Source organism: Pseudomonas fluorescens group sp. PF-1 (assembly GCF_054481335.1).
Map to the genome: position 1 here is coordinate 2,138,375 of NZ_JBTMNG010000001.1, position 16,834 is coordinate 2,155,208.

A 16,834-nucleotide genomic window follows, 5' to 3' on the forward strand; every position below is an offset into this window, starting at 1 on the left:
TGGTGGGCGTTAAATCATAAATAAGGAGGTGGAGATGGGCCTGTTCGATTGGAAACACTGGCTGGTGCTCTTGCTCGTAGTGGCGGTGCTGTTCGGTGGTAAACGCCTGAAGAGCCTGGGATCCGACTTGGGCGAGACGATCAAGGGTTTTCGCCGCTCGATAAGCAGCGACGACGAGGCGCAGCCTCAGGTTGAAACGTCGGCGCGGGTGCAGAGCGATACCGCACAAACTCCGCTGACACAAAGTGGACAGGCACCATTGGGCCATTAATCGCTTCTCGATTTACACCCTTCGTTTACCGAGGACCGCGTTCATGTTGTTTAAGCGTTCGATACGCACACAGGTGCTGACGTCGATAGGGGCCAGCCTGTTGTGGGTCATGCTATCGGTGCCGCTCTGTGTCTACTTTTTCACTAACGTCCTGTCTGAACCGACATGGTTCACGGGAGCCCTGGCACTTCTGGCCGTTGGTGGGCTGGCGTGGTTACTGGCTCTGAGGTTGTTCAACCGTGTGTTATTCGCGCCACTGGGGCATTTGCTCGAATGCATTGAGCGGTTGGATAGAAGCCATGGCGCTGAACGGGCAAACAATGCCCGGATAGACCAGGCGGGTAGCCTGCAATGGGCCGCGGATACCTTGCGTGATGTGCGCCTGGAAACTTCCATGCGCCTGGAACAAAGCACCCGCCAGCTGGATGCGGCCAGTGGCGAGCTGAATTCGATCGCAATCGAGTTGGGACAAGGCATACAAGACCAGAGTCTGCGCCTGGATCAGGTCGCTACTGCAATGGAAGAAATGGCCAGCACCGCGCAAGAAGTTGCAAGCCATGCCACGCGAGCTGCACGCGCCGCCGACGATGCCGAAAACGCGACCCAGCAAGGCGAAAAAGCAATGGTGGGTATGGTCAACGGCATCAACGACATCCGCGATGAAATCACCAACACGGCTAAAGTCATCCATCGCCTGGCAGATGACAGTGGGCGAATCGGTGAGGTGCTTGCGGTCATCCACAGCATTGCAGAACAAACCAATCTGCTTGCGCTGAACGCCGCCATTGAAGCTGCCAGGGCCGGCGAGCAGGGGCGAGGCTTTGCCGTCGTGGCCGATGAAGTACGCAACCTGGCACAACGTACTGCCCAGTCCACGGCTGAAATCAACACCATCATCGCCACCGTGCAAAAGGGCGCAGAAAGTGCGGTACAAGCCATCGAGAGTGGGAAACGCAGCATCGAGAGCGGCATTGATCAGGTCCAGCTTGCCGGCAAGATTCTGGGCGGCGTCACCGACGCGGTGCAGACCATCTGCGACATGAACCAGCAGATCGCCGTTGCGGCCGAAGAGCAGACGCTGGTCACCGAAGATATTACACGCAACCTCAGCGAATTGGTGGTGATTTCTGCGAGCAATCAGGAAAACGTGCGACGCACCGAGAGTGCGGGTAAAAGCCTGCACCTGGTGGTCGCCGTACTCACCGAGCTGGAAAAATGAATACCTTCGCTGCGTAGCCTGACACCCGCCACCCGGAGGCGTCGACCAACCGCGGGTTTCAGGTCCGATACCCTGATCGAGGCGTACCTTGGGTGAGCCCTTGCGCAGCGTTCCCCCCCCGGTTTCCCCAGCGGTCGTCGAGGTCCGTGACACTCGACGGCCGTCGCGTTTTTTCCAGGGTCAGAGGCAATCTTTTTTCGCAAGGCGGGGTTACTGCCGAAGTCTTGGCCTCTGCGTTACCCGGTAGCCACTGCCGTCGAGTTCTTGAAAACGATGTTTAACCGTCTGAACCCTTGGGGATGGTCAGCTTGCGCGTATCGGCCACTCTTGTCTGGGAGTGCCATTGTTTGGGCGTATGAGGCCGGCAGGGCGCTTATCGAACGAGGGATAAGGCCTGTCGGATACTCTGGCGCTCTTGAGCAACTATTGGCGGGTGAGGGGAAGTCACGCACTCGGCTCAAAACTAGATTGGCGGCACGGCCTTTCGGCCGCGTACAAAAACAAAAAAATGAGAGCCGACAATGAAATCTCTTACACAGCGTGCCTGGTTATCACTGGGTGTGATGATCGCTGCTTCCACTGCTAATGCCGCAGAAGCTCCGCCACCTTCCGTCAGTCAGCCATCCGGAATCAACCTCGGGGTCACCAGTTTCTTCGACGGGTTTGCCGGGCCGCCCGGCTGGACTCATCTTGTATACCTGCGACAAAGTCGGGCGACGTCGATTCGTAATAATCAGGGTAAGGATGTGGCTGTCTTTGACGATCCCAGTATCGAGGCCACGGTCCTGCTGAATCAGATCAGTTACATCTCGCCATCCACGATCGGTATGGGCGCTCACCTTGGCTGGAATGCGATTATTCCGCTGACGACGGTCGATGCCTCCTTCGGTGCTGCCGGTCCTGCGCTGGCTGACAACGCGACGGGTCTGGGTGATCTCACTACCGGCCCGCAGATTCAGTTCGACCCTGTCTTCAACGCGCAAGGGAGACCTGTCTTCTCCCAGCGTTTTGCATTTGACGTCATCGTTCCCGTGGGCAAGTACGACCCTCACAAAGACATCAACCAAGGTGCAAACCATTTCTCACTGAACCCTTACTGGGCCGCGACCTGGCTCCCCTCTCCGGGGTTCGAGGTGAGCTGGCGTCTTCAGTATCTGTACAACTTCAAAAACGACGACCCTGCCAGTAGCACGCCTCAGTTCTTCAACGGTCAGTCCTTGCGAGACGTCCAGGCCGGCCAGGCTGCCTGGGCCAACTTCACCACCTCGTACGAAGTCGCTCCAGGGCTGCATTTGGGACTCAATGGCTATTACTTCAAGCAGGTGACCGATGATCGAGCGAACGGCCACCGTCTGGAGGATTCGCGTGAGAAGGTGCTGGGGATCGGTCCGGGCCTGTTCTGGGCCATCAACAAGTCGGACGGGTTCTGGTTGAATACTTACCGCGAGTCTCAAGTGGAAAATCGCGCGCGCAACGATTACGTCGTGCAGGTTCGGTTGGCCCACGCCTTCTGACATTATCCGAACCAGTCGATCAGTGGTGTAGGCTGGCTCGCGCGCTTCGGACATACTCGTGTCCGGTGCGCCGTGCCACCTCTACCATTGAACGATGAGCAGAAGAGGGCCCTCCAATGAATCAACTATCGATCCTGTCAACTGAGCAGCTCCCGGCGGGAGAGCGCATGGCTCAGTGGGCCCAATGTATAAGCCTGTACGCAGGCCAGACATCCGCAGTGGTCAGGCAGAACGAGGAGAGCTCTGTCGAACCCTACAGTCCAAGGGGGTTCAGAGGGCGACTGGAGTTCGGTGACCTGGGTGATCTCCACATTTGTCGAATGATGGCGAGTCCGCATCGGTATCGCAGGAAGTTCCGTGCCGCGCAGGCTCATGAAGGGACCAACTGGACGCTCGTGCTTCAGGAGGGCGGCGTCAGCCATTTCGAGCAAGGCGGGAACACCCTGATGCTGGTGCCCAACCAATTCGCGCTTATCGACGTGAATCAATCGCTGGAGGTGACCAGTTCAAAGGGGTGCGAGCAAATCATCATTCCTTTGGCAGGCCAGCGGTTCAGCCTTGGCGGCAGCGGGCGTCTGTACCACCTTCAGACCGAAGTAGGACTGCCCAGGATGCTGCGCAGCATGCTGCACGATGCACTGGCGCAGTATTCAAGCCTTTCCTACAGGGCCTCCAGATCTGTCGGGGACGCACTTCTTGGTGTGTTGGAAAGTGCCATCGAGCAGTCCTGTTCCGGTGAAGAGGAAGAAAAAACCAAGCCTTCTCTCATTGCCATGATCCAGGGGTGTATCGAGGAGAATTTGCATGATCCAAGTCTGAATGCGGAAGTCATCGCGCGTAACTTGAATTGGTCATCACGATCGCTGCATCGCCATTTTCAGAACTGCTTTGGGTGCACCTTCAGCGATTATGTCTGGCAGAGAAGGCTGAGTCGCTGTGCCGAGCAAATGCTGGACGTCTCGCAGTTCAATCGTTCCATCACTGAAATTGCATTTAGCGTGGGGTTCAGCAGCAGCTCCCACTTCAGTCGCAGTTTCAAGGAGGCTTTTGGTATGACACCTCGCGCGTATCGCAAGTCCCTCATACGCTGAGTGTTCGGCTGAGGTGTCTCGACGGATCAAAACCAGGCTGATCCAGGCAAGTCGAAGGAGGTATCGGGCTCTTAAGGTTTCACTGCACTTTCTACCGCTGATTGAGCGGCCATCAACAACAAGAAAGCCAGGTGAAACTCATGTCCTTGCCAAGCCAATGCCGCATGCCGCGGCCAGTGTCCACACCTCGAAAGAGTCGAAATCTCTCTGCCATAGTCCTGCTCTTTCTATCGAGCCTGCCGCTATCAGTGACTGCCTTAGCCGAGGACCGTTCCCCTCAAAAAGTTTACCAGGCCGTTTGTGCGCGCTGTCACGAGGAAGGCATTGCGCTGTCGATTCGAGGCTTCCCTGCGGCAGTGGTGCAGTGGAAGGTACGTAACAGTGCAGGTGCCATGCCTAGATTCCCTGCCACGGACATCGACGATCAGTCGCTTTCTGAGCTTGGCGCATACATCCAGCAATTGAAGCCCGTTGCCGCCGATCAAGGTGAGCGGCAATGAACCGTCGGCAGTTTCTCAATCGAAGTGGAGTGGCGATAGCGGTTGGAGGGCTCTCTTTTGCCCTGCCCACCCGCTTGATGGCCTCTCCAGATCTCGATCCAGTCGAGCGGCCTGTCCTCTTGGTTGGCAACCAGTCACGTCCATCGCGAGCTTTCGACGTGGCCTTCGCCCATTCACTGCATCTCCCTTCTTCCAGGATTCGGCGCGTGGCGTGGAGGGATGGCGTTACGCCCCGTACCTTGGCCGAGTTCATTCAGGAGGTTGCCGCAAGCGGGCTAATGGTTGCGGGGCTGGTCCAATGGGGGGACTGGGAAATCCTTCAATCGCAGATGCCTCCACATGTGGTTCTGCACCATCTGCGGCATACGCAAGCGGCTTGCGGTACTCAAGGCATCCGATTGCATTCTCCAGGCGTCACGCAAGAGGGCGTCGTCTCGAGTTCGACGCGTGTTGGACGCAAGAGTTGGGCGGCAATGAGCGGTGTCTTCGCTGCTTCGGCTGTGCAAAGAAGAGAACCGCCAGGGGGATGGCAGTCCGAAAGCCCCGTCTCCTCAACCCCCTACGTCTCTTTCGTCCTTCTGACTTGATTGTTTCCCTGGAGCTGTGACATGACCACTTCAACCAATCTGCCTGCTGGCGTAAGCCAAAATACCTTCAACCAAGCCGTCTCCGAGTACGCCGCGATTGTCGGCAAAGACAACGTTTTTGTAGCCGATGAATCAATGTCGCCTTACATGAAGGCCTACATTCCTGTTGACGAGAAACTCTATGCACCCTCCGGTGCGGTCTCCGTGTCGAGTGTGGAGCAGATTCAGGAGGTCCTGAAAGTCAGTCATAAGTATGGGATCCCGCTGTGGCCTATCTCGACAGGCAGGAACTTTGGCTACGGGGAGGCCTTGCCTGCCGTACCAGGGCAGCTCCTTCTGGACCTGCGCAAGATGAACAAAATCATTGAGGTGGACCCTGTGTTGGGCACTGCCCTGGTCGAGCCTGGCGTCACCTATGCCCAGCTTCACGCCTATATCAAGGAGCACAACATTCCGCTTTGGTTGAGCGTGCCTGGTCCTGGACCGCTGGTGGGGCCGCTCGGACAAACCCTCATTCGCGGCGAGGGGTACACCGCCTACGCAGAACAGTTCTCGGCCTGTTGCGGGATGGAAGTGGTTCTCGCCGATGGTCAAGTGGTCAGGACGGGACTCGGCGGTATAGAAGGTACCAGCGCCTGGCAGACCAACAAATATGGGTATGGTCCTTATCTGGATGGCATTTTCAGTCAGTCCAACTTCGGCATCGTCACAAAGCTCGGGCTGTGGCTGATGCCCGCCCCGGAAAGCTACGAGATTTTCACGATCAGCTTCCCGCTTTACGCAGATGTCGAAAAAGCTGTCGACTTGGGGCGCCGGCTGAAGCTGTCCGAGACCGTCCGGTCCCCCCTGTTGATCGCGTCGACCGCTACGGGCATGGCGCTTGCTGGTGTTCCCCGCTCGGTGATCAAGCCTGGACCTGGCGCTCTCACTGCTGACGAAATCCAGGCGTTTGCTCAGAAAAACCATCAGCCAACGATCTCCATGACCGCCGCTCTATACGGCACCAGGGATCAGATCGCTGCCCACCTCAAATTCGTTGAAAAGGAAGCCAAGGCCGCCGGTGGGATGTTGCTGCATGGCGAGCAACTGAACGTGCTGCCGGAAAAACTGGTGCATCACTTCCATGACATGTTTACGGGAACGCCTGACCTTCAGGAGTTTGCACTGCTCAACTGGATTGGTGGTGGCGGTCTGATCTGGTTTGCTCCGATCTGCCCGACCCGAGGCAGTGAGGCGATCAAACAGCTCGACATGATGAAATCGCTTGCCGCCGAATTCGAGTTCGATTTCATCGATGCGTTCTTCCTGAACGGCCGCAGCATGGTGCATCTGTTCAACCTGTTCTATGACCGCAGCAATGAGGATCAGAAGAAGAGGGCGTATGCCTTCTTCGAAAAGGCACAAGCGACGTTCGCGAAGGCGGGGTATGGGGTGTATCGCAGTAATCCCGCGTTCATGAAGAAAACGGCGCAAGTCTATGGCTCGGCGCAAATGGACCTCAATCGGCGCATCAAGAAAGCCCTGGATCCGAAGGGCCTGATTGCTCCCGGGATGTCAGGCATCACCATAGCCTGACCGGCTGAAGGCAGTATTCCACCGAAGGATAAAAACTCGGTGGAATACCTGCTGTTCTCCTGTCTGCGCATCGCCGTATCAATTTCTCCATCCAGTTGACTGACAGCCTTGGTCAACGCTGGCGCAGCCAGAATAAATAACAAGAAACCCTGGAGCCTGAAGTCCCGGTCAATCCTGAGGGTCCTTCCACTTCTCGGTGCCGATCAGGTCTCCACAATAAAAGGGGTACCCGTATGGGGTATGTGTTGAGCAATCTCTCGATTGGTCGCAAGTTGCTTCTAGGCTTTGGATTGGTTGTCGTGGTGGCGTTGGGCGTAGCCAGTGTGGGCTTCATCAACATCTTCGCATTGTTAGAACGTGGCGACCTGATGACGGGTATTGCTGAAAGCCAGGTCCACTTGCTTCGCGCGAAAGTGGCTCAGCAGGAATACGTCCGCTCTGGATCTCTGGACTCCGCGCAGCGCGCCCAGGCGTCGCTCACGGCTATGCAGTCTCGGTTGGACGCGCTTCTGGGGTCCCGCTTGAACAGTGAACAACGGGCGTTCCTGGTGGAAATGAAGTCCGCTACGAAAGCCTGTCAGGCGTCTTTTGATCGCTTGGGGGGGATTGCGGATGGGGCTTCCCATGGAGGGACGGCGTATGAAGACCTGGAACAACAATTTGCCAAATTGATGGGTCTTGCAGAGGCCGCTTATGTGGCGCCTGGCAAAGAAATGGCGGCTCTCGATAGACGAATCCCACGCCTTATGGGTTTCAGCTGTTTCGCTCTCCTCCTGGTGGCCGGTGCCGTTGCTTTGTTTTTGCACCGTCAGATCGTCTTGCCTCTGCGTCATGCCGTCTCGGTGTTGCGTACCGTAGCAGCAGGCGACCTTTGCATTGCGATCGAGGTTCGCCAACAGGATGAGTTGGGGCAGTTGCTGCTTGCGACTCGCCGCATGGTCTGTGATGTACGTGGGGTGGTTGAACGGATTGGCGGCGGCGTTGAAACGCTATCGGCGATGGCGGCCGGCTGCGCTGTTATCAGTGCAGGCGCCGGCGAGATTACGCGCAGGCAAAGCCAGGAAGCAGAGCAGAGCGCGTCGGCACTCGTGCAGATGGCTGCAAGTGTGCATGAAGTGGCGAGCCATACGCAGCAAGCGTCTGTGGCGGCGCGCGATGCGCAACAGCAGGCGCGATCCGGCGCCATGATGGTGGCCGACGCCGTGGGCAGGATCGATGGTTTGGCAGAAGGCGTGCTGGCAACTAAAGCCAGTATGGTTTCCTTGTCCGCAGAGAGCGAGCGAATCGGCGGCATACTCGATGTGATCAAGTCTGTTGCCGAGCAGACGAACCTCCTGGCGCTCAATGCCGCGATCGAGGCTGCTCGCGCGGGAGATCAAGGGCGCGGATTTGCGGTTGTTGCAGACGAAGTCAGGGCGCTTGCAAGACGAACCCAGGACGCCACGATGGATATCGCCACGACTATCGAGTCCCTGCAAGAACTGACGCGGCAAGCCATGTATCGCAGCGAGGATTGCCTGGTGCAGGCGAGCAGGGCCGTTGAGCAAGTCCGTCTGGCCGATCACAGTTTGATATCGATCACACAGTCGGTTTCTCTGATCGAGCAAATGAACCAGCAAATCGCTGCGGCGCTCACGCAGCAGAGTGCCGTAGCCGAGCAAGTGAGTCGGAGCGTCGTCAAGGTGCGAGACGATGCGCAGGCAAGTGCTGCCAAAGCCAGCGAGAGCACTGGCTTCAGCGACGCGTTGCAGCACCTCAGCGTTGAGCTGAGCCAGTGCATCACGCTGTTCCGGTACTGATATGCCGCGGTTCTGAGGAAACTGGAGTCGCGTGCGGCAGCATTCAGCAAACGCTGTCCTTGACAGTCAAGTTGTCGCACCGCTCAGGCAAGTCGTGTCGCCTTTCCAAGTCTAAATTCGTGCTCGGATGCTGCGCTCAGCTCCAGGGTTTCGCCCATTGCGGCGAGCATGAAAACAAGAATCCGGTCGAACCGGTTCTACGATTTAGGTGATGCACATGACTCTGCAATTTCCGGCTCTGCCTAATTTCACTGGCTACAATGCCCCGATGCGCACTGACTGCGAGATCCTGGATCTCGAGGTGACGGGAGAGATTCCGGCCGAGATCGAGGGTACCTGGTATCGATGTGGTCCCGATCCACGCTTTGCGCCCAAGCTTGGCGACGATATCTACGTGAACGGTGATGGCGTTGTGAGTCTGTTTCGCTTTCACCGTGGGCGAGTTGAATTCCGTATGCGTCACGTCCGCACCGAGCGCTTCCTCGCCGAGCGCGAAGCGGGTCGCGCCCTGTTCGGTGCCTATCGCAATCCCTTCACCGACGATCCTCTTGTGGCCACTGTCAGTGGTAGCTCCGCCAACACAACCGCTTTCTTCCACGCTGGCCGTCTGTTCGCCCTGAAAGAGGATGGGCTGCCCTACGAGCTGGACCCTGACACCCTTGAAACACGCGGAACCTGGGACTTCAAAGGCAGGCTGACGAGCAAGACCGTGACGGCCCATCCCAAAATCGACCCTGCCACAGGGGAATGGTTGCTGTTTGGTTATGAGGCTGGCGGACTCGGTTCAAGGGACATGGTCTTCGGTGTGGTCGACAAGCACGGAAACCTGATCCGCGAAGACTGGTTTGAAGCGCCGTATACCGCAATGCAACACGATTTCGCGGTCACTCAGGACTACGTCATTTTCATGGTCTTCCCGACGACCGCCGACGTTGAACGCATGCGCGAGGGTGGGGATCACTGGGTGTGGGAGCGTGACAAGGAGAGCTGGATCGGCATCTTGCCGCGTCATGGCTCGGTGGATCAGCTGCGCTGGTTCAAACGACCTGCGGCTTATTCGTTTCACGTGGGTAATGCCTATAACGAAGGCAGCATGGTTCACATGGACCTGTGTCTGTCCCAACGCAATGCCTTCCCGGGCATTCCCGATGCAGACGGTGCACCTTACAACCCCGAGGAGGCGGCGCCATTCCTGACCCGCTGGAGCTTTGATGTGCAGGATCCCGAGCAGAGCTTCAGCTCGCGACAGCTCAGCCCCATCCCCGGGGAGCTTCCTCGGGTAGACGGGCGAGTGGTTGCGGCTAAGCACCGGGTCATCTACTACGGTGGCATCAACCCGGAACTTCCCCTGAACATCTCCGGCCCCATCGGGCCAGGTTCCAACTTGTTGGTTCGTGTCGACGTCGAAAGCGGTGCTGTCAGCGCATTGCATCTTCGCGATGCCGATTCGTTCCAGGAACCACAGCTGGTTCCCGCCGCCGACCACGAGGGCTATCTGCTGGTGGTAGTGGATCATCACGACCGGATGCTCGCCTCGGTGGCGATCCTTGAGGCGGCCCACCCGGAAAAAGGGCCTGTCGCCACGATCAAGCTGCCCATCCGATTGCGTGACGCTTTCCATGGTTGCTGGGTTGCAAGTGGCGCGTCGAACGGAGCCTGAGCCCCCCTGCCAGGCGACCACCACTTTCAGCGACGACTCAAGGCACGGGAAGGGCTTTTAGATCCCTTCCGTGCCGTTGCGTCTTTCTCGTTTGTTCATCAACTGTCGATGGTGCTTTGAGCGCGAATCTTGCGCAGCTCGTTGGCACATCACGAAGATCAAGGATTTGCACCATGGAACACACTCAAGTACCGCGCTATCTCATTGAAGGTCATCAGTACATCAACGGTGCCTGGCGCACAGGTCGCTCTGCCAAGCGCCTGGACGATAACAATCCGTACACCGGCGAAAAGCTTCTGGAGATGCCGCTGGCCTCTATCGGCGATCTCGATGACGCCTACCAATCTGCCAGGACGGCTCAGGGTGCATGGGGGAAAACATTTCCCGGGCAACGCCGCGAGTTGCTGGAAAAACTGGCCCGAGTAATGGAGGCGCGAGCCGAAGAAATTGTCGAATGGCTGATCCGGGAGTCGGGCAGTACCCGGCTCAAGGCGGGGTTCGAATGGCATAACACGCTGCAACTGGTGAGGGAGTGCTCGGGGCTCCCATTCCAGGTCGAGGGGCGCATCCTCAGCAGCCACAAACCGGGTGAGCAGAGTTTTGTGTTCCGCGAAGCACTGGGGGTCGTGGGGGTTATCAGTCCCTGGAATTTCCCTCTTTACTTGAGTATGCGTTCGGTCGTTCCGGCCATTGCGCTGGGCAACACCGTTGTACTCAAACCGGCCAGTGACACGGCTGTCAGCGGTGGGTTGCTGATAGCGCACATGTTTGAGGAGGCGGGATTTCCTGCCGGAGTGATCAACGTCCTGGTCGGTGCCGGCTCTGAAATCGGTGATGCGTTCGTCGAGCACCCGGTGCCGAGTCTGGTTTCCTTCACGGGTTCGACTGAAGTCGGGCGAAATGTCGGACGGATTGCTACTGGCGGCGCCCACCTCAAGAGGGTTGCCCTGGAACTGGGCGGCAATTGCCCTCTGGTTGTCCTGAAGGACGCTGACGTCGAACTGGCGGCTCATGCCGCTGTCGTTGGGCGTTTTCTCCACCAGGGTCAAATATGCATGAGTGCCAATCGGGTCATTGTCGAACGTTCGCTCTACGCGGATTTCGCCGCACTGGTCGTCGAGCGTGTCAGGAAACTCAAGGTGGGTGACCCCATGGCAGCCGATACGGTCATCGGTCCGCTGACCAATCAAGCGCAGATGCAGTCGTTGCAGGCCAAGCTCGCCAACGCAAGGAACTCCGGCCTTGAGGAGCTTCATGGCGGCGCGCCGAATGGCCTCGTGTTGCCGCCTCATGTTTTCGGCAAGGTTCCCGCGAACCACGAACTGGCACTGGAGGAAACCTTCGGCCCGGTACTTCCTCTGCTTGTCGCCGATAACGAGGCCCATGCGCTAGACCTCGCGAATGCAAGTGAGTACGGACTTTCCAGTGCGGTTTTCACTCGCGACATGCAACGGGGTATCGAGTTCTCGCGAGGGATTGTGGCCGGCATGACCCACATCAACGACATCACTGTGGACGACCAGCCGAATGCGCCTTTCGGTGGTGAGAAGAACTCCGGGTTGGGGAGGTTCAATGGCCATTACGCCATTGACGAGTTCACCCGGGCTCACTGGATCACTTGGAGACAAAACGGCGCGAACTATCCGTTCTGAGAACACCTTGCCCCCTGATGGGGGCGAGTCGCCGCCGCACCGAAAGGCACAGGCCAAACGGTCACCATCGTTCACGTAGAGTGAGGACAACATTCATGCAGTTTCATCTCAACGGCTTCCACGCGGGTGATCCCTGCCTGCAACCCGCAAAGGAGGGTGTGCACAATCACGAATTGCCTGAAGCAGTTGATGTACTTATTGCTGGCAGCGGTCCCGCGGGTTTGGTATTGGCAACCCAGCTCTCGACATTTCCAAACATCGTGACGCGCATCCTCGAGAGGCGCTCCGGGCCTCTGCTGATGGGACAGGCCGATGGAGTCGCCTGCCGAACAGTCGAGATGTTCAATGCTTTTGGCCTGGCCGACCGACTGCTGCGTGAGGCCTACTGGGTCAACGAAACGGTGTTCTGGCGACCTGACGCCAGTCATCGAGGTTCGATCACCCGTACGGGCCGAGTCCAGGACACCGAGGACGGTCTGTCGGAATTCCCGCACTTGATCGTCAATCAGGCGCGAATCCAGGATTACCTGCTTGAGTCCATGGAGAAGTCCAGCCGCCGGCTGGTCCCTGACTACAACTGGGAAATCGTCGATCTTGCGCGTGACGACACAAATCCCTATCCCGTTCAGGTGACCCTGCGCCGTACAGATCCCGGTCACGAGGAGCAGGAGCGCCAGGTTCGAGCCAAGTATGTGGTCGGTTGCGATGGTGCCCGCAGTGTGGTGCGTGGCGCTATCGGGCAACAACTGCGCGGCGATGCTGCCAACCATGCCTGGGGAGTGATGGACGTATTGGCTGTAACCGACTTCCCCGACATTCGTCTCAAGGCGGCTGTTCAGTCCGCGACGGGTGGAAATCTGCTGATCATTCCTCGCGAAGGAGGTCATCTCGTTCGTTTCTATGTCGACCTTGGCATTGTCGATCAGGACAATCGTCAGTCAATTCGGCAGACCAGCATCGAGCAGATGGTCTCGATTGCCCGGAGTGTTCTTCATCCTTACACGTTGGATGTGAAGGAAGTCGCCTGGTCCTCGGTCTACGAAGTCGGGCAACGTCTGACCGATCGCTTTGACGACTCCCTGGATCAACAGGGTGATGAGCGCGAACCCAGAGTTTTCATTGCCGGTGACGCTTGCCATACGCACAGTGCCAAGGCTGGCCAGGGCATGAACGTTTCAATGCAAGACACGTACAACCTCGGTTGGAAGATTGCAGCAGTGCTCGAGGGGCGCAGTGATGCCACTCTGCTGAAAACCTACAGCCAAGAACGTCAGCCTGTCGCTCAGGAACTGATCGACTTCGACAAACACTGGGCCGCACTGATGGGAGGACGGCCAAAGGACCCTCATAACCCTGACTCTAGCGGAATCGACCCCGCCGAAGTGCAAGAGTATTTTGTCCGCGCCGGGCGTTATACGGCAGGTGTGGCAACACGCTACAAGCCTGGAATGCTGACGGGGGAGGGGCATTGGCAGCATCTGGCCGAGGGGTTGCACATTGGAAGCCGATTCCACTCGGCCCCCGTGATTCGCCTGGCAGACGCCAAGCCTGTCCATTTGGGGCACACGGCTTGTGCTGATGGCCGCTGGACGCTCTACGCCTTTTCTGACAAGGAGCAGACAGGTCTGCGCGGTCTGTGCAGTTTTTTGAGCGAAGCCGCGTCCCCCTCGTTGCGCCGCATCGCGGCGCTGAGCGCTGACGTGGACGACATCCTGGATGTACGGGCGATTTTCCAACAACCTCACCGTACGTTGCGCCTGGAAGATCTGCCTCCGCTTTTGCTTCCACGAAAAGGACGATACGGGTTGATTGACTATGAAAAGGTCTTCACCGCAGACAGTCGTCTGGATGTATTCGCGTTGCGCGGCATTGATCGTGAGCGGGGCGCAATGGTACTGGTGCGACCGGATCAGTTCATCGCCCATGTTCTGCCCCTGGATGGATACGAGGCGTTGGAGGCGTTCTTGCGTCCGGTCTTCAATTGCGAGTGAAGGGGGGCTTGAATTTCCCCAAGTCCAGTCACCTGGGGCAGCCGTGTTGATCGATCCTTCCCGATCTTGATGGCTTTGTTTTGCCACTATCGGTCGCTCAATCTTGTTCGTGTCGATCGGATCTGTACCCACCTGCCGTGTTCGGCCGGTGGGTACATTGGGCGCACTCGCGCAGGCATCATTGGCCGATGCGAACAGGCGTGAGACTGTTTCTGTGTGAGCGCCTGACTCATTACAGCGTTCTAATATTCAATTTCCCCCATATATCCAAAGCATTTTGCCAGGTGCCAGCCTGCTGCTCGCCTTAAGATCAGGGCTTTGAGCTGACTGTGATCCTCAGGAACAGGCGCCTTGAGGAAATATTTCGTTTCTTTTCATTTACCTTATATGCGTAAAAACATATATTCGTTAAATCGTATATGAATCGAGATTTCGCAGTGACCCGCAAGCACCGGCACCCTTCACGACATTCATGAGCGCATCAAGATATTCATCCTGGTGAAACCAAACGCTGAGCATCGATATGGCCGACCATCTGACACCGACCACTGTTTTCAAATGCCTGGCTGACGACACCCGTGTCCGCACCATGCTGCTCATTACCCGTGAAGGAGAGCTTTGTGTGTGCGAGCTGACCTGCGCCTTGAACGAGAGCCAGCCAAAAATCTCCAGGCACCTGGCGCAATTGCGTACGTGTGGCTTGTTGTCGGACCGTCGCCAAGGTCAATGGGTGTATTACCGCCTGCACCCGAACCTCCCTGACTGGGTTCATCAAGTGCTGACCACCGTGCTGGAAAGCAACAAGCATTGGCTGAGCCCTGACGCCAAACGCCTTGATGAAATGGGTGACCGTCCTGAACGTGCAGCCGTGTGCTGTGCAAGCAAAATCGCCTGATTGCGCCTTCGACTGCGAGACTGCTCGATGAAAATCCTGTTCCTCTGCGTTTGCCACGGTGATTGGCCCATTGGTGGAAGTGCCGGTACTGATATCTCTGGTCGGTGTGGCCCTTTGGCTGAAACGCCGCTGGTTCGATGAATCCAAGAGCGCCATTGCGCAGGACAAAGACTATGTTTGATGACCAAATCCCCCAACTCGATACCGAACTGGTTGATTTCCCATCGACTGACAAGCTGGGCATCGAGAAGACCTCTATCCATAAGCCACGCATATTGCTGCTCTACGGATCGACCCGTGAGCGCTCCTTCAGTCGCTTGTTGGTCGAGGAGGCCGCTCGACTGCTGGAGCACTTCGGCGCCGAGGCGCGGATTTTCAATCCGTCAGGTTTGCCGCTGCCCGATGACGCACCGGACGATCACCCACGTGTGAAGGAGCTGCGCGAGCTGATGCTGTGGTCCGAGGGGCAGGTTTGGTGCTCTCCAGAACGTCACGGTTCCATGAGCGCGGTTTTCAAGGCGCAGATCGATTGGGTGCCACTGGCGATGGGCGCGGTACGCCCGACCCAGGGTAAAACCCTCGCCGTCATGCAGGTGTGCGGTGGCTCGCAGTCGTTCAACGTGGTCAATCAGCTGCGAGTGCTGGGACGTTGGATGCGCATGTTCACCATCCCTAACCAATCCTCCGTGCCGAAGGCCTATATGGAATTCGACGATAACGGCCGGATGAAACCTTCTCCGTTCTACGACCGTGTCGTTGATGTGATGGAAGAGTTGGTGAAATTCACGCTGCTGCTTCGCGACCGTCAGGACTATCTGGTTGATCGTTATTCCGAACGCAAGGAGTCGGCGGAAGAACTCATGAAGCGTGTTAATCAGCGCTCCATCTGAGGCTTTTTCACCGTGCCACAACACCCATATTCCGTACTGCCCCGTGCCCAGGGAAGAAGGGCGCCCGTACCGGATTGGTCGTTGCGTCCACAAGCGATTCAGCATCCTGCCCCTATTGAAAACATCGCCCGGTTCGATATCCCGTCGAACGCCCACTGACAGCAGATACGGAGCACCACAACATGACGATCAAAGTTGGCATCAATGGTTTCGGCCGGATCGGTCGCCTCGCGCTGCGAGCCGCCTGGAGCTGGCCAGAGTTTGAGTTCGTGCAGATCAACGATCCAGCAGGGGACGCGGCGACTCATGCGCACCTGCTTAATTTCGACTCGGTGCATGGTCGTTGGCATTTCCAGGCTGATTCCGAAGGCGACAGCATCGTCATCGACGGCAAACGAATCAAGGTATCGGCCAATAAGACGATTGCCGACACCGATTGGTCGGGCTGTGATCTGGTGATCGAAGCCAGCGGCAAAATGAAGACGGTTGCGGTGCTCCAGGCTTACCTGGACCAAGGCGTGAAGCGCGTGGTGGTCAGTGCGCCAGTGAAAGAGAAGGGCGCGTTGAACATTGTCATGGGCGTCAACCATCAGCTATTCAAACCGGCGGAACATCGCATCGTCACCGCCGCTTCATGCACGACCAACTGCCTGGCGCCGGTGGTGAAAGTCATCCACGAGAAACTGGGCATTCGCCACGGTTCGATCACCACCATCCACGACCTGACCAACACCCAGAGCATACTCGATCAGCCGCACAAGGACCTGCGCCGAGCGCGTGCCTCGGGGATGAGTTTGATTCCGACCAGCACCGGCTCGGCCACCGCGATTGCGGAAATTTTCCCGGAGCTGCGTGGGCGCCTGAATGGGCACGCCGTACGTGTGCCATTGGCCAACGCTTCGCTGACGGACTGTGTCTTTGAGGTCGAGCGGGCCACCACGGTCGAAGAGGTGAATAAACTTCTCAAGGACGCCTCCGAGAACGAGCTCAAAGACATCCTCGGTTTTGAGGAGCGCCCACTGGTGTCCATCGATTACCGTACCGACCCGCGCTCGTCGATCATCGATGCGCTGTCGACCATGGTCATCAATGGCACCCAGGTCAAACTCTATGCCTGGTACGACAACGAATGGGGCTATGCCAATCGCACCGTCGAACTGGCCAGAATGGTCGCAATGGCAGTCTGAGGA

13 protein-coding genes and 1 pseudogene are annotated in these 16,834 nt (G+C 57.6%); all 14 read left to right on the top strand.

Annotated features, from left to right (window positions below; all coding sequences use genetic code 11):
• Positions 1-34 precede the first annotated feature (34 nt).
• On the top strand, positions 35-271 hold the full coding sequence (gene tatA, locus ACX3YD_RS10235) for a twin-arginine translocase TatA/TatE family subunit (RefSeq protein WP_458959858.1): 237 nt from the start codon (positions 35-37) through the stop codon (positions 269-271).
• Between the two features lie 631 nt (positions 272-902).
• Positions 903-1,490, top strand: a complete 588-nt coding sequence (locus ACX3YD_RS10240; RefSeq protein WP_458960403.1) for a methyl-accepting chemotaxis protein — start codon at positions 903-905, stop codon at positions 1,488-1,490.
• Between the two features lie 521 nt (positions 1,491-2,011).
• Positions 2,012-3,004 (top strand): SphA family protein, encoded by a 993-nt coding sequence (locus ACX3YD_RS10245; RefSeq protein ID WP_090463227.1) that lies wholly within the window; start codon positions 2,012-2,014, stop codon positions 3,002-3,004.
• A gap of 116 nt (positions 3,005-3,120) precedes the next feature.
• The gene (locus tag ACX3YD_RS10250; RefSeq protein WP_090463224.1) at positions 3,121-4,095 is read left to right on the top strand and encodes a helix-turn-helix domain-containing protein; all 975 of its coding nucleotides are present in this window, start codon (positions 3,121-3,123) and stop codon (positions 4,093-4,095) included.
• Positions 4,096-4,235: 140 nt separating this feature from the next.
• Complete coding sequence (locus ACX3YD_RS10255; protein WP_458959859.1) at positions 4,236-4,595, top strand: c-type cytochrome; 360 nt, start codon at positions 4,236-4,238, stop codon at positions 4,593-4,595.
• A gap of 608 nt (positions 4,596-5,203) precedes the next feature.
• Positions 5,204-6,757 (top strand): FAD-binding oxidoreductase, encoded by a 1,554-nt coding sequence (locus ACX3YD_RS10260; protein ID WP_458959860.1) that lies wholly within the window; start codon positions 5,204-5,206, stop codon positions 6,755-6,757.
• Positions 6,758-7,944: 1,187 nt separating this feature from the next.
• Positions 7,945-8,556: a methyl-accepting chemotaxis protein gene (locus ACX3YD_RS10265; RefSeq protein ID WP_458960404.1), complete on the top strand. Its 612-nt coding sequence runs from the start codon at positions 7,945-7,947 to the stop codon at positions 8,554-8,556.
• A 217-nt stretch (positions 8,557-8,773) separates the two neighbouring features.
• Complete coding sequence (locus tag ACX3YD_RS10270) at positions 8,774-10,216, top strand: carotenoid oxygenase family protein (protein ID WP_458959861.1); 1,443 nt, start codon at positions 8,774-8,776, stop codon at positions 10,214-10,216.
• Between the two features lie 173 nt (positions 10,217-10,389).
• The gene (locus ACX3YD_RS10275) at positions 10,390-11,868 is read left to right on the top strand and encodes an aldehyde dehydrogenase family protein (protein ID WP_458959862.1); all 1,479 of its coding nucleotides are present in this window, start codon (positions 10,390-10,392) and stop codon (positions 11,866-11,868) included.
• Between the two features lie 95 nt (positions 11,869-11,963).
• Positions 11,964-13,859, top strand: a complete 1,896-nt coding sequence (locus tag ACX3YD_RS10280) for an FAD-dependent monooxygenase (protein WP_458959863.1) — start codon at positions 11,964-11,966, stop codon at positions 13,857-13,859.
• 523 nt (positions 13,860-14,382) lie between these two features.
• A complete protein-coding gene (locus ACX3YD_RS10285) occupies positions 14,383-14,754 on the top strand; it encodes a metalloregulator ArsR/SmtB family transcription factor (protein WP_047530794.1) in 372 nt (123 codons plus the stop codon).
• A gap of 46 nt (positions 14,755-14,800) precedes the next feature.
• Positions 14,801-14,935 (top strand): annotated as a pseudogene (locus tag ACX3YD_RS10290) (arsenical-resistance protein); the annotation flags it as partial.
• Positions 14,928-15,644 (top strand): arsenical resistance protein ArsH, encoded by a 717-nt coding sequence (gene arsH, locus ACX3YD_RS10295; RefSeq protein WP_103405556.1) that lies wholly within the window; start codon positions 14,928-14,930, stop codon positions 15,642-15,644. The pseudogene ACX3YD_RS10290 and the gene arsH, both read left to right, overlap by 8 nt.
• 182 nt (positions 15,645-15,826) lie before the next feature.
• A complete protein-coding gene (locus tag ACX3YD_RS10300) occupies positions 15,827-16,831 on the top strand; it encodes an ArsJ-associated glyceraldehyde-3-phosphate dehydrogenase (protein ID WP_458959864.1) in 1,005 nt (334 codons plus the stop codon).
• Positions 16,832-16,834 lie beyond the last annotated feature (3 nt).

What these genes read in the sequence shown, in the direction of transcription:
- tatA (WP_458959858.1), top strand. Translation starts at nt 35, where the DNA reads ATGGGCCTGTTCGATTGGAAACACTGGCTGGTGCTCTTGCTCGTAGTG.
- ACX3YD_RS10240 (WP_458960403.1), top strand. Translation starts at nt 903, where the DNA reads ATGGTCAACGGCATCAACGACATCCGCGATGAAATCACCAACACGGCT.
- ACX3YD_RS10245 (WP_090463227.1), top strand. Translation starts at nt 2,012, where the DNA reads ATGAAATCTCTTACACAGCGTGCCTGGTTATCACTGGGTGTGATGATC.
- ACX3YD_RS10250 (WP_090463224.1), top strand. Translation starts at nt 3,121, where the DNA reads ATGAATCAACTATCGATCCTGTCAACTGAGCAGCTCCCGGCGGGAGAG.
- ACX3YD_RS10255 (WP_458959859.1), top strand. Translation starts at nt 4,236, where the DNA reads ATGTCCTTGCCAAGCCAATGCCGCATGCCGCGGCCAGTGTCCACACCT.
- ACX3YD_RS10260 (WP_458959860.1), top strand. Translation starts at nt 5,204, where the DNA reads ATGACCACTTCAACCAATCTGCCTGCTGGCGTAAGCCAAAATACCTTC.
- ACX3YD_RS10265 (WP_458960404.1), top strand. Translation starts at nt 7,945, where the DNA reads ATGGTGGCCGACGCCGTGGGCAGGATCGATGGTTTGGCAGAAGGCGTG.
- ACX3YD_RS10270 (WP_458959861.1), top strand. Translation starts at nt 8,774, where the DNA reads ATGACTCTGCAATTTCCGGCTCTGCCTAATTTCACTGGCTACAATGCC.
- ACX3YD_RS10275 (WP_458959862.1), top strand. Translation starts at nt 10,390, where the DNA reads ATGGAACACACTCAAGTACCGCGCTATCTCATTGAAGGTCATCAGTAC.
- ACX3YD_RS10280 (WP_458959863.1), top strand. Translation starts at nt 11,964, where the DNA reads ATGCAGTTTCATCTCAACGGCTTCCACGCGGGTGATCCCTGCCTGCAA.
- ACX3YD_RS10285 (WP_047530794.1), top strand. Translation starts at nt 14,383, where the DNA reads ATGGCCGACCATCTGACACCGACCACTGTTTTCAAATGCCTGGCTGAC.
- arsH (WP_103405556.1), top strand. Translation starts at nt 14,928, where the DNA reads ATGTTTGATGACCAAATCCCCCAACTCGATACCGAACTGGTTGATTTC.
- ACX3YD_RS10300 (WP_458959864.1), top strand. Translation starts at nt 15,827, where the DNA reads ATGACGATCAAAGTTGGCATCAATGGTTTCGGCCGGATCGGTCGCCTC.